General features: G+C 73.9%; 11 protein-coding genes. 6 read left to right on the top strand and 5 right to left on the bottom strand.

The genetic code is table 11. The features are described from left to right. Window positions 1-183 precede the first annotated feature (183 nt). From KMS84_RS24630 to KMS84_RS24615, 4 genes are all read right to left on the bottom strand, one after another. Window positions 184-1509, bottom strand: coding sequence for a 3-deoxy-7-phosphoheptulonate synthase (locus KMS84_RS24630; RefSeq protein WP_308287980.1), 1326 nt, complete (start codon window positions 1507-1509; stop codon window positions 184-186). A gap of 212 nt (window positions 1510-1721) precedes the next feature. Beyond that, complete coding sequence (locus KMS84_RS24625) at window positions 1722-2429, bottom strand: HAD-IA family hydrolase (protein ID WP_256918624.1); 708 nt, start codon at window positions 2427-2429, stop codon at window positions 1722-1724. Window positions 2430-2524: 95 nt separating this feature from the next. After that, window positions 2525-3655: a Gfo/Idh/MocA family protein gene (locus KMS84_RS24620; protein ID WP_256918623.1), complete on the bottom strand. Its 1131-nt coding sequence runs from the start codon at window positions 3653-3655 to the stop codon at window positions 2525-2527. Next, window positions 3652-4815, bottom strand: a complete 1164-nt coding sequence (locus tag KMS84_RS24615) for a DegT/DnrJ/EryC1/StrS family aminotransferase (protein ID WP_256918622.1) — start codon at window positions 4813-4815, stop codon at window positions 3652-3654. The genes KMS84_RS24620 and KMS84_RS24615 overlap by 4 nt, the downstream gene beginning before the upstream one ends. A 355-nt stretch (window positions 4816-5170) precedes the next feature. On the opposite strand from KMS84_RS24615, the gene KMS84_RS24610 reads away from it, so the two are divergent. The 4 genes from KMS84_RS24610 (at window position 5171) to KMS84_RS24595 (ending at window position 10134) form a co-directional block, all read left to right on the top strand. Continuing rightward, the gene (locus KMS84_RS24610) at window positions 5171-5608 is read left to right on the top strand and encodes a type II 3-dehydroquinate dehydratase (protein WP_256918621.1); all 438 of its coding nucleotides are present in this window, start codon (window positions 5171-5173) and stop codon (window positions 5606-5608) included. Between the two features lie 97 nt (window positions 5609-5705). Then, window positions 5706-6632 carry a GNAT family N-acetyltransferase gene (locus tag KMS84_RS24605; RefSeq protein ID WP_256918620.1) on the top strand — a complete coding sequence of 309 codons (927 nt, stop codon included), beginning with the start codon at window positions 5706-5708 and terminating at the stop codon, window positions 6630-6632. A 43-nt stretch (window positions 6633-6675) separates the two neighbouring features. Beyond that, window positions 6676-9204: an amino acid adenylation domain-containing protein gene (locus KMS84_RS24600; protein WP_256918619.1), complete on the top strand. Its 2529-nt coding sequence runs from the start codon at window positions 6676-6678 to the stop codon at window positions 9202-9204. 42 nt (window positions 9205-9246) lie between these two features. Beyond that, window positions 9247-10134, top strand: a complete 888-nt coding sequence (locus KMS84_RS24595) for an ROK family protein (RefSeq protein ID WP_256918618.1) — start codon at window positions 9247-9249, stop codon at window positions 10132-10134. 103 nt (window positions 10135-10237) lie between these two features. Here KMS84_RS24595 and KMS84_RS24590 read toward each other — a convergent pair whose 3' ends face one another. Further along, the gene (locus tag KMS84_RS24590) at window positions 10238-11275 is read right to left on the bottom strand and encodes a 3-dehydroquinate synthase family protein (RefSeq protein ID WP_256918616.1); all 1038 of its coding nucleotides are present in this window, start codon (window positions 11273-11275) and stop codon (window positions 10238-10240) included. A gap of 349 nt (window positions 11276-11624) precedes the next feature. Here KMS84_RS24590 and KMS84_RS24585 point away from each other — a divergent pair, with 349 nt between their 5' ends. Beyond that, window positions 11625-21110: a type I polyketide synthase gene (locus KMS84_RS24585; RefSeq protein WP_256918615.1), complete on the top strand. Its 9486-nt coding sequence runs from the start codon at window positions 11625-11627 to the stop codon at window positions 21108-21110. A 33-nt stretch (window positions 21111-21143) separates the two neighbouring features. Next, window positions 21144-22888: type I polyketide synthase (locus KMS84_RS24580; RefSeq protein ID WP_256918614.1), on the top strand; the 1745-nt coding region annotated here is incomplete at its 3' end.

Below are 22888 nucleotides of genomic sequence, written 5' to 3'. Positions count from 1 at the left end.
TCCCTGACTGTGGGATGGCGGCCGAGACAGGAGAAGAAGAAGGTCCGAATCCTCACGGCACACCGACGCCGGGGCGTCGGGCACACGCGCGCAGAAAGGGTCGGACGCCGACGTCGTAGGGTCAGAGGTGCGCGAAGGGGAGGGCGGACCGGCTCACTCGGCGGGAGTCTCCGGGCCCCGCCCCTACGTCGGGTCGAGCCGCAGCGCGGAGTGGTTCCGGGGCTCGAACTCCTGGTGATCGGGAACGGACGACAGCGACCGGCCGCCCGGGATCGCCCGCGCTTCCCGGACGCCTCGTGCCCCCTCGCCGGGCGCGGCGGGTCGCGGGTCCGCGCCGGACCAGACGGAGACCAGCGACACGGCCTGCTCCGGATTGAGCCGCGGGTCGCACAGACTGGTACGCCGCACGGCCTTCCCCTCGTACACGGAGACGTCCGCGGCGCATTCGAGGACGTCGTCGGGCGTGGTCTCCAGGTGCAGTCCGCCTGCCGTGCCGCCGGCGTCGGCCACGGCCCGCAGGAAGCCCCTGACCTCTGCCGCCATGGTCGCCAGCAGCCGGGTCTTGTGTCCGTCGGGGCCGACGACGGTGTTGCCGTGCATGGGGTCGCTGAGCCAGACCACCGGATGCCCGGCCCTGCGGACCGCCTCGACGAGCGGGGGCAGCCGGTCGCCGACGTTCTCGGCGCCCATGCGTGCGATGAGGGTGAGCCGGCCGGGCTCCATGGCCGGGTCGAGCCGTTCGCACAGGGCGGTGACCTCCGCCACGGTGGTCGACGGACCGACCTTGACGGCGACCGGGTTGTCGACGCCGGCGACGAGGTCCAGGTGGGCGCCGTCCGGTTGACGGGTCCGCTCACCGATCCACGGCCAGTGGGTGGAGCCGAGCCAGCGACGCCCGTCCCCCGTCTCACGGATCAGGGGCACTTCGTAGTCGAGGACCAGCGCCTCGTGGCTCGTCCACATCCGGGGTTCGGTCAGGGGCGGGTGACCCAGGACGGCGCGGCCGCGCCAGCCCAGGTGCTCCATGACGTCGCTGGCCGTCATGTACGAGGTCAGCAGGCGCAGCGGATCGTGTCGCCGGCTCTCCCGGTCGGCCTCCGGGCCGTTGACCATGTGGCCCCGGTAGACCGGCAGTTCCAGGTCGCCGATCCGTTCGAGCGGCCTGGACCGCGGCTTGGCGAACTGACCCGCGATACGCCCTACCCGCACGACCGGCTTGTGGGTGGCCGTCGTCAGCGTCGAGGCCAGCAGGTCGAGGACCGCGGACTTGCGCGAGACGTGCTCGGCGTCGCACTCGGCCGGGTTCTCGGCGCAGTCCCCGGCCTGCACCACCAGGGCCTCGCCCCGGGCCACCCGGGCCAGCAGCCTGCGCAGCGTGCGGACGTCGTCCGCCTTGACCAGCGGCGGACGTGCGGCCAGCACCTCCCGGATGCGCCGGACCTGTGAGGGATCGTCCCAATCGGGTTGTTGCAGGGCCGGCTTGCGCATGTCGGTCACGGCTTTTCCCACGTCGGGTCTCCGGTTGGATGTCGGTCGAGAGAGGACGGCGATGATTGGAGGACGGTTTCTCGAAGACCCTTCGACAGCCTCCGGCGGGCACCGTGGCGGGCCGGGAACAGCCCGATCGGGATCTCGGCCCCGGTGCACCGCCCGGTCCGGGATCTCCTTCCACCGGCCGCCGACGACGCGGAGCATGTCGCCCGGGATCAGGACGTGCGGGATCAGGGCGTGCGGGTCCTGCCGACGCACACCTCGAGCAGTTCCGAGGGGGAGCGCAGCACGACGTCGGGGCGCTCGGCGAGGAGGGTCTCCTCGTCGCTCTCGCCCCACAGGGCGGCCACGGCGGCCACGCCGGCCCCCCGCGCGCTGGCCAGGTCGGTGACCGCGTCGCCCACCATGATCGTCCGCGTGGGATCGCAGCCGAGCACGCCCAGTGCCTTGAGCACGATGTCGGGGGCCGGCTTGGGGCGTTCCACCTCGTCCGAGCCGATCACGACGGTGAACAGGTCCAGCAGTCCGAGCTGTTCGAGGAGGGAGCGGGCCCGCGGACCGCTCTTGCCGGTGGCGACGGCGAGCCCGATGCCGCGGGCCCGCAGTTCCCTGAGCATCTCCGGCACGCCGTCGAAGACCGGGACGAGATGAGCGAGCCGGTAGCTCTCGCGGACGAACGGGGCCTCCATCTCCAGCGGCAGCCCCATGATCCGCATGATGTCGGGGAAGTAGCGGCCCAGATGGCGCTCGTACTCCTCGAAGGGGGGCTCGCCGTCTCCCACCGCCTCGGCGTAGGCGGTGGTGAACGCCTGGCGCATCACGGCGAAGCTGTTGACGAGCACGCCGTCGAGATCGAAGACGACCGCGGCTATCGGCGGCGCCTCGTCGTCCCAGGTGTCGGGGGACGCGGGGCCCTGGCTGGTTCCAAGCCTGTCCATGACGCTGTGGTGCTCTCCTTCGTGGGGCGGCGGCTCGGGCCGTGGGCCTGCTGCCGCCGGGGTACGGGTTCCGGCCGAACCGCCGCTCGCGCCGGTCACGCCCGGTACGACCGGGTCTTCTCCTGCGCGGCGCGGGCTGACGAGTAGATCCGCTCGATGGCGCCGATGGTGCGGCGCGCCTCGTCGACGGCCCGGCGTGGACGGTCCGGGTCCCGCAGCTGGTCGAGCAATTCGTCGAGCTGGCGGTCGTACTCCGTGCCGACGGGCTCCTCGGGCACCGGGACGGCGCGGGTCCGGCCCTCGTCGGTGCGGATCAGTTCCGGGTGCTCCAGCCGGTTGGGGCTGAAGCCGAACGTGCAGCGCAGGGTCGCGCTGCCCGCCTCGCCCTCGATCCGGACGCGGGTGACGTCGCGCTCCTCGTGCGAGGCCCAACTCGCCTGCAGCGACAGCGAGACGCCGTCGTCGGTGACGAGGAACGCGCGTGCGGTGTCCTCGACGTCGATGCCGCCGTCGTCGCCCGGCGCGCTGCCCCGGCCGTCCTCGGCCTTCTCGGCGCGCCAGGAGACGCGTGCGGAGTCCCGAGCGATGAAGTCACCCGAGACCGTGCCGGTGACCTGCGAGAAGTTCGCGGAGCCGAGCACGGGCGCGGCGATGTCGAACAGATGCCAGCCGAGGTCCACCAGCGCCCCTCCGCCCGACAGCCGGCGCCGGGTGAACCAGCCGCCCGCGTCCGGCACGCCCCGGGCGCGCACCCAGGACAGCTCGACGTGACGGATCGTGCCCAGGTCGCCGACGCTCGCGAGCAGGGCGCGGACGTCGGCGCGGTGACGGGCGGCGCTGCCCGCCAGGAGCCGTGCGCCGCCGACGCGTTCGGCCTCGGCCAGCTGCTCCGCCTCCGCCGACGTCAGGCACACCGGCTTCTCGAGGAAGACCGGGACGCCCTTGTGGAGCAGACCGCAGGCGATCTCGCAGTGCAGGTGGTTGGGGACGGCCACGACGGCCAGGTCCACCTGAGCCAGGTCCGTGTCGTGCACCGCCGACAGGACCGGGGTGTCCGGGAACTCCGCGGCGACGGCCGCGCGCGAGGCGGGGTCGGGGTCGATCGCCGCGTTCACGGCGAAGCCGGGATGGCGGCGCAGTCGTGGCAGCCAGATGGAGCGTGCCGCCCAGCCGAGCCCCACCACGGCGGTGCGGATCGGCGGGCCGCCGTGCGTGGCCGCGCTCATGAGCCGAGGACGTCGGCTACGACGGCGGCGACCTCGTGCATCTGCTCCTCGGTGCCGAGCAGCGTGCGGTGGTGCAGCCACAGGCAGTCGGCCGTCAGCGCCTCGGAGTGGGGGCAGCGGCGCGCCAGTTCGTCCACCGACAGGTCCGGCGCGCCCCTCTCCCAGAAGGCGTCCGTGCGGTAGACGGAGCGGAACGCCACGAACGCGGGGACCCCTCGCTCGATGAGCGTGTCGACGACCTGCGCGCGCCGCTCCTCGGTGATGCCGGGGACCCGGAACATGGCCATGTAGTGCGGGTTGCGGTCGGCCCGGGGGTCCATGCGCTGCGGCTGCACGCCGGGGATCTCGGCGAGCAGCGAGGACAGCAGCGGCCAACGGTCCTCACGGGTGCGGATCTGCCCGTCCAGGCGCGCGAGCTGGGCGCGCAGCACGGCGGCGGAGAACTCGTTGAGCCGGAAGTTGGAGCCCGAGGTGCGGTGGAAGTAGCCGCGGTCGCCGTGGGGGCGTCCGCAACTGTGCCGGACGAAGGCGTGTTCCGCCATCTCGGCGGTCGGGAACAGCACCGCACCGCCCTCGCCGGCCGTCATCAGCTTGCCGTTCTGGAAGGAGAACGCGGCCACCGAGCCCAGCTCGCCGACCCGTCGGCCGTTCCAGGTGGCGCCCTGAGCGTGTGCCGCGTCCTGGATCAGCGGCACTCCGGATTCGGCGGCGACCTTGTCGAGGGAGTCCATGTCGGCGAACTGGCCGGCCATGTGCACGGGCATGATGGCGCGGGTCTTCGACGTGACGGCCTTGGCGGCCTCGGCCGGATCGATGCAGTACGTCTCCGGGTCCACGTCCACCGGCACCACGACCGCGCCCAGGCGCTGGGCGGCCTGCGACGAGGAGATGAAGGTGAAGGCGGGCACGATCACCTCGGTGCCGGGGCCGACGCCCATGACCTCCAGAGCCAGTTCGAGGGCGTGCGTGCCGTTCGTGACGGCCAGTGCGTGCTCGCTCCCGTGGTAATCAGCGAACTCCCGCTCGAAGGCGTCGACTTCGCCGCCGCCCATGCGCCACCACTGACCCTGCTCCAGCGCACGTATGAGGCCGGTCCGCTCCGCGTCGTCGTACTGCGGCCACGCCGGAAGGTCTGAGCCCAGTCGCACACCACTGCTCATGCTGTTCCTTGCTCCTTCGGTCTACGCGCATGCGAATACTGCCGCGGCGAACGCCACGGAGGTCACGACACGGAACCGCCCTTCATGGGGCGGTGGTTCACGCGGACGCCGACGCCGGGACACGAAGTCGGCGCGGTCCGCGCGGATCGGCGGGGCGGATCGGCAGTAGCCGCCGGACGGGGGTCGGTCGTCGCGATCAGCACGCTAACCCAGTGGCGGCGAGGCGTCATTCCCCTGCCGACCCCCCTATGTTCCCCCTTGTGATTGGGCGCATAGCGATCAGTCGTGATTCCCGGTCGACGGCCGTGCTACAAAAAGCACTTCCCGAAGGTTCCGCACAGACAAAGGGTGCGCATTGAGCAGGCTTCTGTTGGTGAACGGGCCGAATCTGGGCATACTCGGGAGTCGTCAGCCCGAGATCTACGGAACGGACACACTCGCCGATATCGAGGGATGGGTCGCCGAGGAAGTGGGGGACCGCGGCTGGAAAGTGGAGGCGTTCCAGCACGACGGTGAGGCGGAGATGATCCGCACCATCCAGGGCAACTACGACTCGGTCGGCGCGATCGTCAATCCCGCCGCCCTGATGATGGCCGGCTGGGGACTGAGGGACGCGCTGGCCGACTATCCGCGCCCGTGGATCGAGGTCCACCTCTCCAACGTCTGGGCCCGAGAGCAGTTCCGCCACGAGTCGGTGACCGGACCGCTCGCCACCGGCGTGATCTTCGGACTGGGCGCGACGGGCTACCGGCTCGCCGCCCGCGCCCTGCTGGAGAAGGTCACCGACCGCTGACGCGGCGCCACCGGCCGCGAGAGACCCCCTGCTTCCCGTGGAGCCGCGCCCGCGCGACGCCCCCACGGACACGACCGAAAGCCGAGGACACGACACCATGCCCCAGGTACAGACGGCGGAATCAGTGCTGGCCGCCCACCGCGACCGGCTGCGCCCCGTCGACCGGATGATCCCGGAGGCCGCCGCGCTGCCGGAGCCCGGCGAAGGCGAGGAACTGCTGGAGGTGGACGGGGCGCAGGGTCTGCTGACCCACACCCGCGTCGACGCCGACGCGCTGGAGGCGGTGCTCGGCCCGCTCGACCGCTGGGAGCTGACCCCACGGGTCGCCGGGCCCGACGAGATGGCCGCTCTGCTCACCCGCTGGCAGCAGTACATGCGGAGCCACCCGGCACGCCCCGGCGCGGACTCCATGGCCGCCCTCGAGTGGCCCAGCCGTGACGTGGGCATGACCCGCGTCCTGCGCGCCTTCGGATTCGTCCCCGAGTTCGTGATGATCGGCCGGGTCAAGGGCACCGACCTGGTGCCCGAGGCGCGCCGGGTCCACGTGCGGCGGGCCACCCCCGCGGACAGCGAGGAGGTGTTCGCGCTACAGATGGTGGAGACCCGGTTCGACGCCGCCGTCAGCGGCGCCGTCGAGCGCGCCACGACCGAGGCGCTGCTGCGCGAGGAGATCACCGCGTCGTTCAAGCGCGACGAACCGCTGATCTGGGTCGCCGAGTACGAAGGCGGCATCGTCGGCATGCACCGCGGCGAGGACCCCTCCGAACCGCAGCAGGCGTGGCTCGCGACGAAGATCACCGCCACCCCCGTCGCGCACCTGGTCTGCCAGGCCGTCAAGGAGGGCTACCGCGGACTGGGCATCGGCACCTCCCTCGCCAACCACGTCCACACCGAGCTGGACGCCATGGGCATCGGCGCGTCGGTCGGCTACCACGCGATGTTCAACCCGATCTCCACGCCGTTCTGGCACCGCCACGGCTGGCGGCCCTACTGGAACCGCTGGATGCGCACCCCGGCCGTCTGAGCGCGCCGTGCCGAGAATCCGAACGAGCCCTGTGGAGGGGAACATGCTGGTGAAGGCGCTCGAGGAGCGGGCCGCCTCCGCTTCGGACCTCACGGCCCTCGAATGCGAGGGCGTGGAGCTCACTTTCCGGGAGGCGCACGAGCAGGCCAACCGGCTCGCCCGCCACCTGGTCGCCCAGGGGGTGGGGCCCGACCGCGTCGTCGCGGTGATGCTGCCGCGTTCCACGGACCTGCTGGTGGCGCTGCTGGCGGTGCTCAAGGCGGGCGGGGCCTACCTGGCGCTCGACCCGGAACACCCCGCCGAGCGCGTGGACTTCCAGGTCCGCGACGCCGCTCCCGTCGTCCTGCTGACGTCGACCCGCATCCCCGCCGACCGCACCGACCTGGGCGTTCCCCGGGTGGTGCTGGACGACCCCGCGACGGCCGCGACGCTCGCCGGACTGCCCGCCGGCCATCTGACGGACGCCGAACGGGCCGCCCCGCCGGGACCCGAGGACCTCGCCTACGTCATCTACACCTCGGGTTCCACCGGCACCCCCAAGGGCGTCGAGATCCCCGTGCGCGCCCTGCACAACCTGCTGGAGGCGATGCGCGAACGGCTGGCCATGCAACCCGGTGAGCGCATGCTGTCGGTCACCACCGCCACCTTCGACATGTCGGTGCCCGAGCTGTTCCTTCCGTACTACACCGGTGCCCGCGCGGTCATCGCACCGCGTGCGACCGGGCAGGACCCGCAGGCGCTGGGCGATCTGATCGTGCGCGGAGGGATCGGCACCGCCCAGGCCACTCCCACGCACTGGCACATGCTGGCCACCGTCTGCCCCGAGGCGCTGCGCGGCCTGCGCATCCTCATCGGCGGCGAGGCGCTGTCGGAGAAGCTGGCGGCGGCGCTGCTCGACCTCGGCGCCGAGGTCGTCCAGTGGTACGGGCCCACGGAGACCACCGTGTGGTCCACGGTCCACCCGGTCACCGGCCCCGAGGACGCCGCCGTCATCGGCAAGGCCCTGCGCAACACCCGGCTGTACGTCCTCGACGAGGAACTGGCGCCCGTCGAGGCCGGCGCCGAGGGCGAGCTGTTCATCGCCGGCGCGGGAGTGGCCCGCGGCTACCTCAACCGGCCGGAGCTGACCGCCGAGCGGTTCCTGCCCGACCGCTTCGGTGACGGCCTGATGTACCGCACGGGCGACGTGGTGCGGCTGCGCCCGGACGGAGACCTGGAGTACGTCGGCCGTGCCGACCACCAGGTCAAGCTGCACGGCTTCCGGATGGAACTCGGTGAGATCGAGGCCGTCCTGGAGCGGTCCGAGGACGTCGACCAGGCGGCCGCGACGGTGCGCGAGGACCGGCCCGGCGACCGTCGCCTCGTGGCCTACGTGACGGCCGCCCCCGGCCGCGAGCCCGACGTCAGGGAGCTGCGCGACTTCGTGGCGGACGCACTGCCCCTGTACATGGTGCCGTCCGCCGTGGTGGTCCTGGAGGAGTTCCCGCTCACCCCCAACGGCAAGCTCGACCGCAAGGCGCTGCCGGCCCCGGTCGTCGCGCGCACGGCGATGGTGGAGACGCACCTCACGCAGTCGGAACTGCTCCTCGGCCGGCTCTTCGCCGAGGTCCTCGGGGTGGAGCAGGTCGGACCACGCGACAGCTTCTTCGACCTCGGCGGCTCCTCGGTCCTCGCGGCACGGCTGCTGGCCCGGGTGCGCTCCGAGATGCACCTGGAGCTGTCGATCCGCATGCTGGTGGAGTCCCCGACGCCGGCCGAGCTGTCCCGGCGGCTGACGGGCGAGGAGCCGCAGGACTCCTTCGACGTGCTGCTGCCGCTGATGACCCGGGGCACGGCGCGGCCCCTGTTCTGCATGCGCCACCTCGGCGGCACCGCCTGGTGCTACGGAGTGCTCGCCCAGCACTTCAGCCTGGACTACCCCCTCTACGGCCTCCAGTCGCACACCTTCCAGGAGTACGACCACCCCGTCGACAGCATCGCGGCCATGGCGGCGGACTACGCCGACCGCATCAGCGGCGTGCAGCCCACCGGCCCCTACCGCCTTCTCGGCTGGTCCTTCGGGGGCATCCTCGCCCACGCCGTCGCCGCCGAGTTCCAAAAGCGCGGCGAGGAGGTCGAGTTCCTCGGCGTGTTCAACACCAACCCGCACATCACGGCCAAGGAGGACCGCGACGAGCAGGGTCTGATCGAACTGATCCTGCTGATCAACGGCAAGGACCTCGCCGAGTACCGGCGCCCCCTCAGCTACGACGACGTCGCCGAGTTCGCCGACATGGCGACCAACTACGCCTGGCGCGGCAGGAAGAGCGCGGCCGAGACCTTCGTCGAGACCATGCTGACCGACCTCGGCGCCTGGAAGGCCCACACGCCCGAGAAGTACAGCGGCGCCATGCACCTGTTCGCGGCCGATCCCAGCCCGGTGGCCGAAGCGGCCTCCAGCGAGGCCTGGGCGCCGTACGTCGCGGGCGAGATCGTCCGACACGAACTGGGCTGCGGCCACGAGGAGATGCTCAGCAGCCCTCGGGTGCTCCGCCAGGTCGCGCAGATCGTCACCGACCACCTCAGGGACTGACCCCGCCGGGAGGCAGCCATCCCCTACCACCTGGGCATCGACGTGGGCGGCACGAAGGTCGCCCTGCGCGCGGAGCACACGGACGGCACCGTGCGCGAGGCCGGCTTCCGGTGGCCTTCGCCCGCCGACGCCCCCGTGCGCCCGGCGGCGGACCTCGACCTGCTCGCCCGGCAGGTCCGGGACCTGTGCGCCGGCGTCCCGGACGGGCTGGCGGGCGTCGGACTGGCGATGCCCGCCACCCTGGACGCGGCGGGCACCGTCACCGCCTGGCCCAACCGGCCGGCCTGGACCGGCCTCGACCTGCGCGGCGCGCTGCGCGAGGTGTTCGGGACCGCGCAGGTGCGCTGCGCCGACGACGGCGACCTCGCCGCGCTCGCCGAGGCCCGTGCGGCGAACCGTCCCGACCTGCTGTACCTCGGCGTCGGCACCGGCGTCGGCGGCGGGATCGTCCTCGGCGGCAGACTGCTGCCCGGACCCTCGCGGGGCTCCTGCGAGGTCGGCCATCTCCTCGTGGACCGGTCCGGGGAGCTGTGCGACTGCGGGCGCCGCGGCTGCGTGCAGTCGGTGGCCTCGGGCCCCGCCGTCCTGCGCAGGGCCGCCCGCGCCCGCGGCGCCGAGGTCACCTTCCCCGAGCTGGCACAGGGCTTCGCCGACGGCACACCGTGGGCGGCCGACGCCGTGCGCGAGGGCTGTGCGGCCCTGGCCGCGGCCGCTGTCGGGGTGGCCGAACTGCTCGGCCCCGCGCTCGTCGTGGTCGGCGGCGGATTCGCCGACGGCCTGGCCGGCTTCACCGAGACAGTCGCCGCGGAGACGGCGCGACTGGCCCGCCCCGGGTTCGCGCCCCCGCCCGTGGAATCCGCCCGCCTCGGCGGACTCTCCTCACTGCACGGCGCGGTCCTGCTGGCCAGGGGCCGCCTCCCGGAGAACTGAGACCGGGCGCGGCAAGGGGCCGGTGCCCCTCGCGGGCGCCCGATGGCCCGGCCCCGCCGGGAACGACGCGGACCGCGCCGTTCCCGGCGTTCGCATCCCCTTCTCAGGCCGCCGCGCGCGGCATCTCCGCCAACACCCGCGCGACGACGTCCTGCGGCACGTCGCGCACCAGCTCGGCCCCGTCCTTGCCGTCCAGCACGAAGGCCGGCCCCGACGTCGCCTTCTTGTCCAGCCGCACGAGCTCGATCAACCGGGCCGCAGCGACGTCCGCGGGCAGCTCGTGCGGCAGACCGTAGTGCCGCACCACCTCCAGGTGCTCCGCCGCGCGCCGCTCGTCGATCCGGCCCAGAGCCCGCGCGAGCCGCCCCGCGAACACGGTGCCGACGGCCACCGCCTCGCCGTGCCGCAGCCGGAAGTCCGTGGCCACCTCCAGCGCGTGGCCCAGGGTGTGGCCGTAGTTGAGCACATGGCGCAGACCGGTGTCGCGCTCGTCGGCGGACACGATCTGCGCCTTGCGCGCCACACTCGCCGCGATCTGCTCCGGCAGCGGCAGCCCCCGCAGGTCGCCGGCGCCGATGAAGTGGCAGCGGGCGATCTCCCCGTAGCCGTTGAGCATCTCCCGCTCGGGCAGGGTCGTGAGGTAGTCCGTGTCGCACAGCACCGCGCTGGGCTGCCAGTAGGCGCCGATGAGGTTCTTGCCCTCGGGCGTGTTCACGGCCGTCTTCCCGCCGACGCTCGCGTCCACCTGCGCCAGCAGCGTGGTCGGCAGATGCACCACGGGCACCCCGCGGTGGAAGAGGGCGGCGGCGAGACCCACGACGTCCGTCGTGGTGCCGCCGCCGACGGAGACGACGACGTCGTCACGGGTCAGGCCGAAACGCACGAACCTCCGGCACAGCGACTCGACCGTGGCGAGCGTCTTGTCCCTCTCGCCGTCGCGCGCTCGCAGGACCAGCGCGGGCACGCCGGGGTCGGGCAGCCAGTCGTCCGGCCGGGCCGAGACCACCGCCGCGCGCCGCGCTCCCAGCCCCTCGACCACCGCGGACAGCGAGTGCCGCACCCCGGGACCGATGTCGACGGGATAGGCGCGGTCGCCGAGTTCCACCCGGATACGGGTGTGTTGGGATGCCGAATTCGTCATGTCCGAGTGTGTCCCTTTCCCTGCTGTCCCGCCGTCGAGGGAAAGCCGCCGGGAAAGGAAATCCCGCTCCCGGAGCACGGGCGGAAATGCGGTGGCCGCTCATCGGTTCTGCATTTCGGGCCGACGTCCGGTAGTGCGGCGCCTCTCAGTACGGTGACGGAGCCTAATACCTCGGTACGCCGCCCCAAACCCCTGACTTTTGTTTTTGGTCACTCTTCAAGTTAGGGACGCATAGGGGGGTGATGAGGGGGTGTGGCGGAGCGGCGGATGACAAGACTGTGCCGGGTAGGGCGAACCGTCTGCCCTTGCGGACTGCCCGTCTGCTCTCGCCCCGGAGGGATGACGACACATGTTGCGCACGGAGCTGATCCGGCCTCTTCCCGAGCTGCTGGTGGACCAGGCCCGGAATTTCGGCGCCAAGACCGCCTACCGGGACGCCCGACGGAGCGTCAGCTACACCGACCTGGAGGCGCGGACCCGGCGACTGGCCGGACACCTGGCCGAGTTGCGACTGCAACCCGGCGACCGTGCGGCCATCTGCCTGGGCAACCGCGTCGAGATCGTCGAGAGCTACTACGCCATCACCCGGGCCAGCGCCATCGGCGTCCCCGTCAACCCGCAGAGCAGCGACGCGGAACTCGCGCACGTCCTCGACGACAGCGGCGCCCGGATCGTCATCACCGACCACCTCCACGTGGAACAGCTGCGGCGCCTGCTCGCCGACCGTCCGCACCTGACGGTCGTCCTCGTCGGCGACGAGCCGGTGCCGCCGGGCTCCGGCTTCCTGCCCTACGAATCGCTCGCGAGCCGGGAACCCGCCATGCCGGCCCGCGACGACCTCGGCCTCGACGATCTGGCGTGGATGCTCTACACCTCGGGCACCACCGGCAGGCCCAAGGGCGTGCTCTCCACCCAGCGCAACTGCCTGTGGTCGGTGGCCGCCTGCTACGTGCCGGTGCCCGGCCTCGGCCCCGAGGACCGCGTCGTGTGGCCGCTGCCCCTCTTCCACAGCCTCTCGCACATCGCCTGTGTGCTCTCCGTGGTGGCCGTGGGCGCCGGCGCCCGCATCGTCGACGGCCTGTCGGCGGAGGACGTGCTGACCGCGCTGGAGGAGGAGCGCGCCACCTTCCTGGCCGGCGTGCCCACCCTGCTGCACTATCTGCTCGACGCGGCCCGCGACCGCGGCTTCACCGCGCCATGGCTGCGCGTGGCCCTGGTGGGCGGCGCGGTCACCACGGCATCGCTGCGCCGGTCGTTCGAGCGCGTCTTCGGCGTCCCCCTCATCGACGCCTACGGCTCCACCGAGACCTGCGGCTCCATCACCGTCAACTGGCCCTCGGGCGCTCGTGCCGAGGGCTCCTGCGGCCTGCCGGTGGTGGGCCTGGGCGTACGTCTGGTGGACCCGGGGACCGGCGAGGACGTCGCCGACGGGCAGGAGGGCGAGGTGTGGGTGCGCGGGCCGAGCGTCATGGCCGGCTACCACAACCAGCCCGAAGCCACCGCGGCCGCCTTCCACGACGGCTGGTACCGCACCGGCGACCTGGCCCGCCGGGACGAGGCCGGCTACTTCACGATCACCGGCCGCCGCAAGGAACTGATCATCCGCGCCGGGGAGAACATCCACCCGGGAGAGGTGGAGGAGGTCCTGCGCGGCGTCCCCGGCGTCGCCGACGTCGCCGTGGTCGGCAAGCCGCACGACGTGCTGGGCGAGGTGCCGGTCGCGTTCATCGTCCCCGGCCCTCAGGGACCGGACACGGAACGGCTGTTCACCGAGTGCCGCGAGCGCCTCTCCTACTTCAAGGTGCCCGAGGAGCTGTACGAGATCGAGGCGATCCCGCGCACCGCCTCGGGCAAGATCGTGCGGCATCGGCTGCTGGAGACGCCCGCGCGGCTGCGCGCCACCAGCAGCGGCCTGTACGACGCGCTGTTCCGCGTCGACTGGATACCCAGCTCCCCGCTCTCCCTGGGCGCGGCCCCGGGCGAACCGGGCGACTGGGCGCTGGCGGGCCCCGACCCGCTCGGCCTGGCCGCCGCCCTGCGGGACGCCGGCACACCGTGCGCGGTCCACACCGACCTGGCCGCCGCCCGCGGCGGCAGCGGCGTCCTCCTCGCGGACCGGACCGCCCACGACGCCGGGGCCGGCATCGAGGAGTTCGTCGCGGCCCTGCACGACTGGCCCGCCGACGACCGCAACGACGGCCTCACCCTCGTGGTCCTCACCCGGCGCGCCCTGGCCGTCGGCGACGGCGAGGACGTGGAGGACCCCGCGCACACCCCCCTGTGGGGTCTGGTCCGCGCCTTGCAGAGCGAGCACCCGGGCAGAATCGTGCTCGCCGACCTCGACAGCGACGGTCTCAGCGAGGACGGCGCGCGCTCCCTGGCCGCCGCCGTGAACGCCGGTGAACCGCAGTTCGCCATCCGCTCCGGCGTCGCCCTGCTGCCGCGCCTCGCCCGGGTCTCCATGGACCGCGAGGAGCCGCCGCTCCCGCTGCTCGACCCCGAAGGGACGGTCCTGGTCACCGGCGCCGCCACCGCCCAGGGAGCCGCGCTGGCCCGCCACCTCGTGACCGCCCACCACGCCCGCCACCTGCTGCTGGGCTTCACCCCCGGATACGGCGACGAGAGCGTGCAGGCGCTGTGCGCCGAACTCGCCGCGCACGGCGCCCGCGCCACCGCCGCGGCGTGCGACGCGAGCGACCGCGCCGCGCTCGCCGAACTGCTCGCGGACGCCGGCCGGTCGCCGCTGACGGCCGTGGTGCACGCGGAGGAGATCACCGGAACCGGCGCCGTCGCCGCCGCGGCGCACCACCTGCACGACCTGACCGCCGACCACGACCTGGCCGCCTTCGTCCTGTGCTCCTCCCCCCTGGGAGTCCTGGGAGCCCCCGGCGCCGGTGACATCGCCGCCGAGAGCGCCGCCCTGGAGGCGCTGGCCCAGCACCGGCGCGCCCGCGGTCGACCCGCGTTGTCCCTGGCCTGGGGACCCTGGAAGAACGGCGCCGTCGAGAGCGCCGTCCCCTTCGCGGCGGGCGAACTCACCGAACAGCAGGCCCTGGTGATGTTCGACGCCGCGCACGCCGCGGGCGAGGCCGCGTTCGTCGCGATGCGTCTCGACAACGCGGCGCTGCTCACCGGCCCGGTCCCCGCACCCTTGCGCGGGCTGGTCGACACCACGGCGCACGAGGAGCGCGCCGAGACCTCGGAGCTGCGCGGCGAACTGGAGGGCCTGCCCGCCGAGGAGCAGCGGGAGATCGTGCTGCGGCTGGTGCGCACCGAGGCCGCCGCCGTCCTCGGACGCGCCGGAGTCGGGGACGTCCCGGCCGACCGGGCCTTCAAGGAGCTCGGGTTCACCTCCGTGATGGTCGTGGCCCTGCGTGACCGGCTCGGCGCCGCCACCGGACTGCGGCTCCCCGCGACCAGCGCCTTCGACCACCCCACCCCCGAGGCCCTGGCGCGGCGGCTGCTGGCCGAGGTCCACGGCGAGCCCGCCGGCCTCCCGGCCCCGCCCGCCCCCGCCGCGGTCCGCGACGAGCCGATCGCCATCGTCTCGATGGGCTGCCGGCTGCCGGGCGGCGTCACGTCACCCGAGGACCTGTGGCGTCTGGTCGCCGACGGCGGCGACGGCCGCTCCCCGTTCCCGTCCGACCGGGGCTGGAACCTGGAGGAGCTGTACGACCCCGACCCCGACGCCGCCGGGAAGTCGTACGTCACGCAGGGCGGCTTCCTCGACGACGTGGCCGGCTTCGACGCCGAGTTCTTCGGGATCTCGCCGCGCGAGGCGCTGGCGATGGACCCGCAGCAGCGGCTCCTCCTGGAGACCTCCTGGGAGGTCTTCGAACGCGCCGGCCTGGACGTGGAGGCCCTGCGCGGCACGGACGTCGGCGTCTTCGCCGGGGTCATGTACCACGACTACACCACCCGGGCGGGGCGGCCGGCCAAGGAGATCGAGGGCTACCTCGGCGTGGGCGGCGCGGGCAGCGTCGTCTCCGGCCGGGTGTCGTACACCTTCGGCTTCGAGGGCCCCGCCGTGACGGTGGACACCGCGTGCTCGTCCTCACTGGTGGCCCTGCATCTCGCCGCCCAGGCGCTGCGCGCGGGGGAGTGCTCCCTGGCGCTGGCGGGCGGTGTCGCGGTGATGTCGACCCCGGGCAGCTTCGTGGAGTTCTCGCGCCAGCGCGGACTCGCTCCCGACGGACGCTGCAAGGCCTTCGCGGCCGCGGCCGACGGCACCGCCTGGTCCGAGGGCGTGGCTCTGCTGCTGCTGGAGCGACTCTCCGACGCCCGCCGCAACGGCCACGAGGTCCTCGCCGTCGTCCGCGGCTCCGCCGTCAACCAGGACGGCGCCTCCAACGGCCTCACCGCCCCCAACGGCCCCTCCCAGCAGCGTGTCATCCGCCAGGCCCTGGCCAACGCCGGCCTCACCCCCGCCGACGTCGACGCCGTCGAGGCGCACGGCACCGGCACGTCCCTCGGCGACCCGATCGAGGCGCAGGCCCTCCTCGCGACCTACGGCCGGCAACGGCCCGACGACGGCGACCCGCTGTGGCTCGGATCCCTCAAGTCCAACATCGGCCACGCGCAGGCCGCCGCCGGTGCGGCGGGCGTGATCAAGATGGTGCAGGCGATGCGGCACGGCGTGCTGCCCCGCACGCTGCACGTCGACGCCCCGACGCCCGAAGTGGACTGGACCCGCGGCGCGGTCGAACTCCTCACCGAGCCCATGCCCTGGCCCCGGGCCGGGCGCCCTCGCCGTGCGGGAGTGTCCTCCTTCGGCATCAGCGGCACGAACGCCCACGTGATCCTCGAACAGCCCGTAGAGGACCCCGCCGCCACGCCCGCCGACGGCACCGCGGACCCGGTCGAGCGCGCCCTGCCCGACGGGCTCGTCCCGCTCGTCCTGTCCGCCAAGTCCCCCCAGGCCCTGCGCGCGCAGGCCGCACGCGTCGCCGCTCTTCTCGACGCGGAGCCGGCGCCCGCCCTGGCCGACGTCGGCCTCACGCTCACCGGCCGCACCGCGTTCGAGCACCGCGCGGCCGTCGTCGCCGGCTCCGTGGAGGAGGCCCGCGAGGCCCTGGCCGCCCTCGCCGCCGGCGACGGCACGACCGGCGCCGCCACCGACGGCAAGCTCGCCGTCGTCTTCCCCGGCCAGGGCGCGCAACGCCCCGGGACGGGCCGCGAGCTGTACGCGTCGTTCCCGGTGTACGCCCGCGCCTTCGACGAGGTCTGCGCCGCCCTGGACCCCTGGCTGGAGCGCCCGCTGCGCGACGTCGTCCTCGCCGAACCCGGCACCGCCGACGCGGACCTGCTCGACCGAACCGCCTACACCCAGGCGGCCCTGTTCGCCGTGGGAGTGGCACTCTTCCGACTGGTCGAGTCCTGGGGGGTGCGCCCCGACCTGGTCGCCGGGCACTCCATCGGCGAACTCGCCGCCGCCCACGTGGCCGGTGTCTGGTCGCTGGAGGACGCCGCGGCCCTGGTCGCCGCTCGGGGCGCGATGATGCAGCGGCTGCCCGAGGGCGGCGCCATGATCGCCGTGCAGGCCACCGAGGACGAGGCCGCCGCCGAGCTCACCGAGGGAGTCGCCGTCGCGGCGGTCAACGGCCCCGAAGCCGTCGTCCTCTCCGGTGACGCGCCCGCCGTCGAAGCGGTGGCCGCGGCGCTCGCGGCCCGCGGCCGCAAGACGAAACGGCTGCGCGTCTCGCACGCCTTCCACTCGCCGCTCATGGAGCCGATGCTCGACGCCTTCCACGAGGTCGCCGCCGGACTGAGCTTCCACACCCCCGCCCTGCCCGTCGTCTCCAACCTGACCGGCGCCCTCGCCGACCCCGCACAGCTGTGCGCCCCCGAGTACTGGGTACGCCACGTGCGCGGAACGGTCCGCTTCGCCGACGGCCTGCGCGCCCTGGACGAACAGGGCGTCACCACCGTCCTCGAACTCGGCCCCGGCGGAGTGCTCACCGCCATGGCGCAGGACTGCCTTCCCGAGACCGTCGACTGTCTCGCCGCACTGCGCGACGGACGGCCGGGATCCGCGACGCTGGTCGCGGCCGTCGGCCGGGCGCACACCAGGGGCGCCCGCGTCGACTGGCCCTCCCTGTTCGCGGGCAGCGGCGCCCGCGCCGCCGTCGTACCGACCTACGCCTTTCAGCACCGGCGCTACTGGCTCGACGCCGATCCCGGCGCCGGCGGCCTCGAAGCCGCCGGCATCACCACGGCCGGCCATCCGCTGCTGACCGCGGCGGTGGAACTGCCCGAGGCCGACGCCGTCACCTTCACCGGACGCCTGTCCCCGGCCGACCGGCCCTGGCTCGCCGACCACGCGGTCGACGGCACCGTGCTGCTGGCCGGCACGGCCCTCGTCGAGATGGTCGTCCGGGCCGGCGACGAGGTCGGACACAGCACCGTCCGCGAACTCGTCCTGGCCGCGCCCCTGCTGCTGCCCGCCGACGGCGCGGTGCGCATCCGCGTGCACGTCGGCGCCCCCGACGAGACCGGCGAACGCCCCGTCGCCGTGCACTCCCGCCCCGACGGCGACGAGGGCCCGTGGACCCGCCACGCCAGCGGCGCCCTGACACGGACCGACCCCGGCGACGCTCCCGGCGCCGACAGCGCCCCGTGGCCTCCGCCGAACGCCACGGCCGTGCCCGTCACGGACTTCTACCGGCGACGCGCCGAGGCCGGCTACGAGTACGGACCCGCCTTCCGGGGACTGCGCGCGGTGTGGACCCGGGGAGCCGAGGTCTTCGCCGACGTCGCCCTCGACGACGCGCACCACGACGACGCCGAACTGTTCGGCCTGCACCCGGCCCTCTTCGACGCCGCCCTGCACCCCAGCGCCTTCGGCGGCATCGCCGAACCGGACGACGGACGGCGTCTGCTGCCCTTCGCGTGGAACGGCGTACGACTGCACGCCTCGGGCGCCAAGGCCCTGCGCGTGCGGCTGTCCCCCGCCGGGGAGAGCGGGCTGTCCCTGCGCGTCACCGACGCCACCGGCGCCCCGGTCCTCGACGTCGACTCCCTCGTCCTGCGCCCCGTGGCCGCCGCACACCTGCGCCCGGCCACCGAAACCGGACCCGAATCCCTGTTCCGCACGACGTGGACCCCGCTGCCGGTGACGGCGCGCGCGGACGCCCCCCACGCCGTCCGCACCCTCGACGTCATCGGCGACGGCGCCTCGGCCGAGGACGTGCACACCCTCACCGGCCGCGTGCTGAAAGACCTCCAGGCATTCCTGGCCGAACCCGACGACACGTCACGGCTGCTGGTGGTCACCAGGGGCGCCGTCGTCGTCCAGGACGGCGAGAGGATCACGGACCCGGCGGCAGCCGCGGTCTGGGGCCTGGTGCGCTCGGCCCAGTCCGAGCACCCCGACAGGTTCCTCCTGGCCGACCTCGACGGACGCCAGGCCTCCCGCGACGCGCTCGCCGCACTCCCCGCCGCGGCCGCGGCCCTGGAGGAGTCGCAATTCGCGGTACGCGACGGCGAGGTCCGCGTGCCCCGCCTCGTCCGCGCCACGACGGCCGGCCTGACGGTCCCCGACGGCGCCGACGCCTGGCACCTGGACACCACCGGGCCCGGCACCCTGGAGAACCTGGCCCTCGTGCCGAACGCCGCATCCGGCCCGCCGGCCCCCGGACAGGTCCGGGTGGCCGTCCGCGCCGCGGGCATGAACTTCCGCGACGTCATGATCGCCCTGGACATGTACCCCGGGCGTGCCGCGATCGGCGGCGAAGGCGCGGGCATCGTCGTGGAGACCGGCCCCGGCGTGCCCGACCTGGCCCCCGGCGACCGGGTCATGGGCCTGTTCCCCGGCGCAGCGTTCGGCCCGGAGGCCGTGACCGACCACCGCAGGCTCGTCCGTGTGCCCCGGGGATGGACCTTCGCCCAGGCCGCCGCCGCGCCCATCGCGTTCCTCACCGCCCTCTACGGCCTGCGCGACCTGGCCGGCCTCCGGCCCGGGGAGTCCGTCCTGGTCCACGCCGCTGCCGGCGGCGTCGGCATGGCCGCCGTCCAGGTCGCCCGACACCTGGGCGCCGAGGTCTACGGCACGGCCGGCCTCGGCAAGTGGGACGCCCTCCGCGCCCGCGGACTCGACGACGCGCACCTCGCCAACTCCCGCACCACCGACTTCGAGCGGCGCTTCCTCGACGCCACCGACGGCCGCGGCGTCGACGTCGTCCTCGACGCACTGGCCGGCGAGTTCGTCGACGCCTCCCTGCGCCTGCTGCCGCGCGGCGGGCGCTTCCTGGAGATGGGCAAGACCGACGTCCGTGACGCCGCCGACGTCGCCGAACGCCACCCCGGGGTCGACTACCGCGCCTACGACCTCGCGGACGCCGACGACGACCGCATCCAGGAGCTGCTGCACGAACTCGTCGGCCTCTTCGAGCAGGGAGCCCTCACCCCCCTGCCGCTGACGGCATGGGACGTGCGACACGCCCCGGACGCCTTCCGGCACGTCAGCCGGGCCCGTCACACCGGCAAGGCCGTCCTGACCCTGCCACGCCGGCCCGACCCCGACGGCACCGTCCTGGTCACCGGCGGCACCGGCTCCCTCGGCGCACTCCTCGCCCGTCACCTCGTCACCGAACACGGCGCCCGCCACCTCCTGCTCACCAGCAGGCGCGGCCCGGACGCGCCCGGCGCGCCGGAACTCGCCGCCGAACTCACCGCCCTGGGCGCGAGCGTCCGCGTCGAGGCCTGCGACGTCGCCGACCGCGACGCCCTCGCCGGGCTGCTGGACTCCGTTCCGGCGACCGCGCCCCTGACGGCCGTCGTGCACACCGCGGGTGTCGTCGACGACGGCGTGCTCGCCGCGCTCACCCCGCAACGGACGGCCACCGTCCTGCGCCCCAAGGCCGACGCCGCCCTCAACCTGCACGAGCTGACCCGGGACCTCGACCTCGCCGCCTGGGTGCTGTTCTCCTCGGCCGCCGGCGTCCTCGGCAACCCCGGGCAGGCCAACTACGCGGCGGCCAACTCCTTCCTCGACGGACTCGCCCGCGTCCGCCGTGCGGAAGGACTGCCCGCCGTGTCGCTCGCGTGGGGCCTGTGGTCGCACGCGAGCGGCATGACCGGCGCACTCGCCGAGGCCGACCTGCGGCGCACCGAACGCGACGGCGTGCTCGGCCTGACGGCCGAGGAGGGCCTGGCCCTCTTCGACAGCGCCCTGACCGCCGGGGAACCGGCCCTCGTGCCGATCCGGCTCGACCTGGGCCGGCTGCGCGACCGGGCCGCTTCCGGCCCGCTTCCCCCGATGCTGCGCGCACTCGTGCGCGCCCCGCGCCGGGCGGCCGCCGTCGGCACGGTCCAGGCAGGCACCCTCGCCGAACGGCTCGCGGGCCTCTCCGCGCAGGAGAAGGCCGCCCTCGTCCTGGACCTGGTCCTCAGGGAGGCCGCGACCGTCCTCGGCCACTCCGACGCCTCACTGGTCGTACCCGACCGCGCCTTCAAACAGGCCGGGTTCGACTCGCTCACCGCGGTGGAACTGCGCAACCGGCTCGCCAGGGCCGCGGGCACCAGGCTGCCCACGACGGCCGTGTTCGACTACCCCGCGCCCACCGCGCTCGCCGACTACCTGCTCAAGGCGCTCGACCAGGAGGCCGACCCGGTCGCGGCCAGACTCGAAGCCCTGGAAGCCGCGCTCGACGCCCTGCTGGCCGAGGAGCTGGAGCACTCCGGCGTCCACGCCCGGCTGCGGTTCCTCGGATCGAGGCTCGAGGAAGCCGCCCTGAAGAGCGACCCCGACGAGACACGGGAACGGACCCGGCACCTCGAAGCCGCCACCGCCGACGACGTCTACGCCTTCATCGACAACGAGCTCGGGCTCGGCTGACCCGCCAGGCACGCGAAGAGGAGATCAGGTTCCATGACCACCGACGAGAAGGCTCTCACCTACCTCAAGCGGGTCTCGGCCGAGCTTCAGCAGACGCGGGAGAAGCTGCGCGAGGAGCAGCACCGGCGCACCGAACCCATCGCCGTCGTGGCCATGGGATGCAGGCTGCCCGGAGGCGTGACCTCCCCCGACGGGCTGTGGCGACTGCTGTCCGAGGGCGCCGACGCCGTCGGCGACTTCCCCGCCGACCGCGGCTGGGACCTCGACGCCCTCTACCACCCCGACCCGGACGTGTCCGGCACGTCCTACGTCCGCGAGGGCGGCTTCCTCGACGACGTGGCCGGCTTCGACGCCGAGTTCTTCGGCATCTCCCCGCGCGAGGCGCTGGCGATGGACCCGCAGCAGCGGCTCCTCCTGGAGACCTCCTGGGAGACCCTCGAACGCGCCGGGATCGACCCCTCCACCCTCAAGGGCCAGAGCGTCGGCGTCTTCACCGGCGCCGCCGGGCAGGAGTACGCCCCCCGCATGGGCACCGGCTCCGAGGAGATCGAGGGGTACGTCCTCACCGGCGGCGCGGGCAGCGTCGTCTCCGGACGAGTGGCCTACACCCTCGGCGTCGAGGGCCCCGCGGTGACGGTCGACACCGCGTGCTCGTCGTCACTGGTGGCGATCCACCTCGCCGCTCAGGCGCTGCGGTCCGGCGAGTGCTCGCTCGCGCTGGCGGGCGGCGTCGCCGTGATGTCGACCCCGGGCGCCTTCGTGGAGTTCTCGCGCCAGCGCGGACTGGCCCCGGACGGGCGCTGCAAGGCGTTCGCCGCCGCGGCGGACGGCACCGCCTGGGCCGAGGGGGTGGGCGTCCTGCTGCTGGAGCGGCTGTCGGACGCCCGCCGCAACGGCCACGAGGTCCTCGCCCTCGTCCGCGGCAGCGCGGTCAACCAGGACGGCGCGTCCAACGGCCTGACCGCGCCCAACGGTCCCTCCCAGCAGCGTGTCATCCGGCAGGCGCTGGAGAACGCCCGGCTGTCCCCGGCGGACGTCGACGTGGTGGAGGCGCACGGCACCGGCACGTCCCTCGGCGACCCGATCGAGGCCCAGGCGCTCCTCACCACCTACGGCCGCTCCCGCCCCGAGGACGCGCCGCTGTGGCTGGGTTCGCTGAAGTCCAACATCGGTCACACACAGGCCGCCGCGGGCGTCGCCGGTGTGATCAAGATGGTGCAGGCGATGCGGCACGGCGTGCTGCCGAAGACGCTGCACGTGGACGCCCCGACGCCCGAGGTGGACTGGTCGGCGGGCGCGGTGCGGCTGCTGACGGAGGCGCGGGAGTGGCCGGAGCGGGACGTGCCGCGGCGTGCCGGTGTGTCGTCCTTCGGCATCAGCGGCACCAACGCCCACGTGATCCTGGAAGAAGCCCCGCGCGAGGACCCCGCCGACACCTCTGCCCCGGCACGCACGACCCCCGCCGGCGTCGTCCCGCTGGCCCTGTCCGGCGCCACCCCCGAGGCCCTGCGCGCCCAGGCCGTCTCCCTCGCCGGCCACCTGCGCGCCCACCCCGGCGTCCCGCTGCACGACACCGCCCTCTCGCTGCTGACCACCCGGACCCGCTTCGCCCATCGCGGTGTCGTGGTCGCCGAAACCCATGAGGAGGCCGTGGAACGGCTGGAGGCCCTCGCCGTCGCCCCCGACGCCGCGCCTGTCGCACCCGGTGGTTCGGGTGTGGTGTTCGTGTTTCCGGGTCAGGGGGCGCAGTGGGTGGGGATGGCGTTGGGGTTGTTGTC

Origin of the sequence: Streptomyces hilarionis (genome assembly GCF_024539675.1) — a bacterium.
GTDB classification, from domain to species: Bacteria; Actinomycetota; Actinomycetes; order Streptomycetales; family Streptomycetaceae; genus Streptomyces; species Streptomyces hilarionis.
Note: the sequence above shows the minus strand (reverse complement) of the source record. Positions and strands in the feature narration are given on the sequence as shown.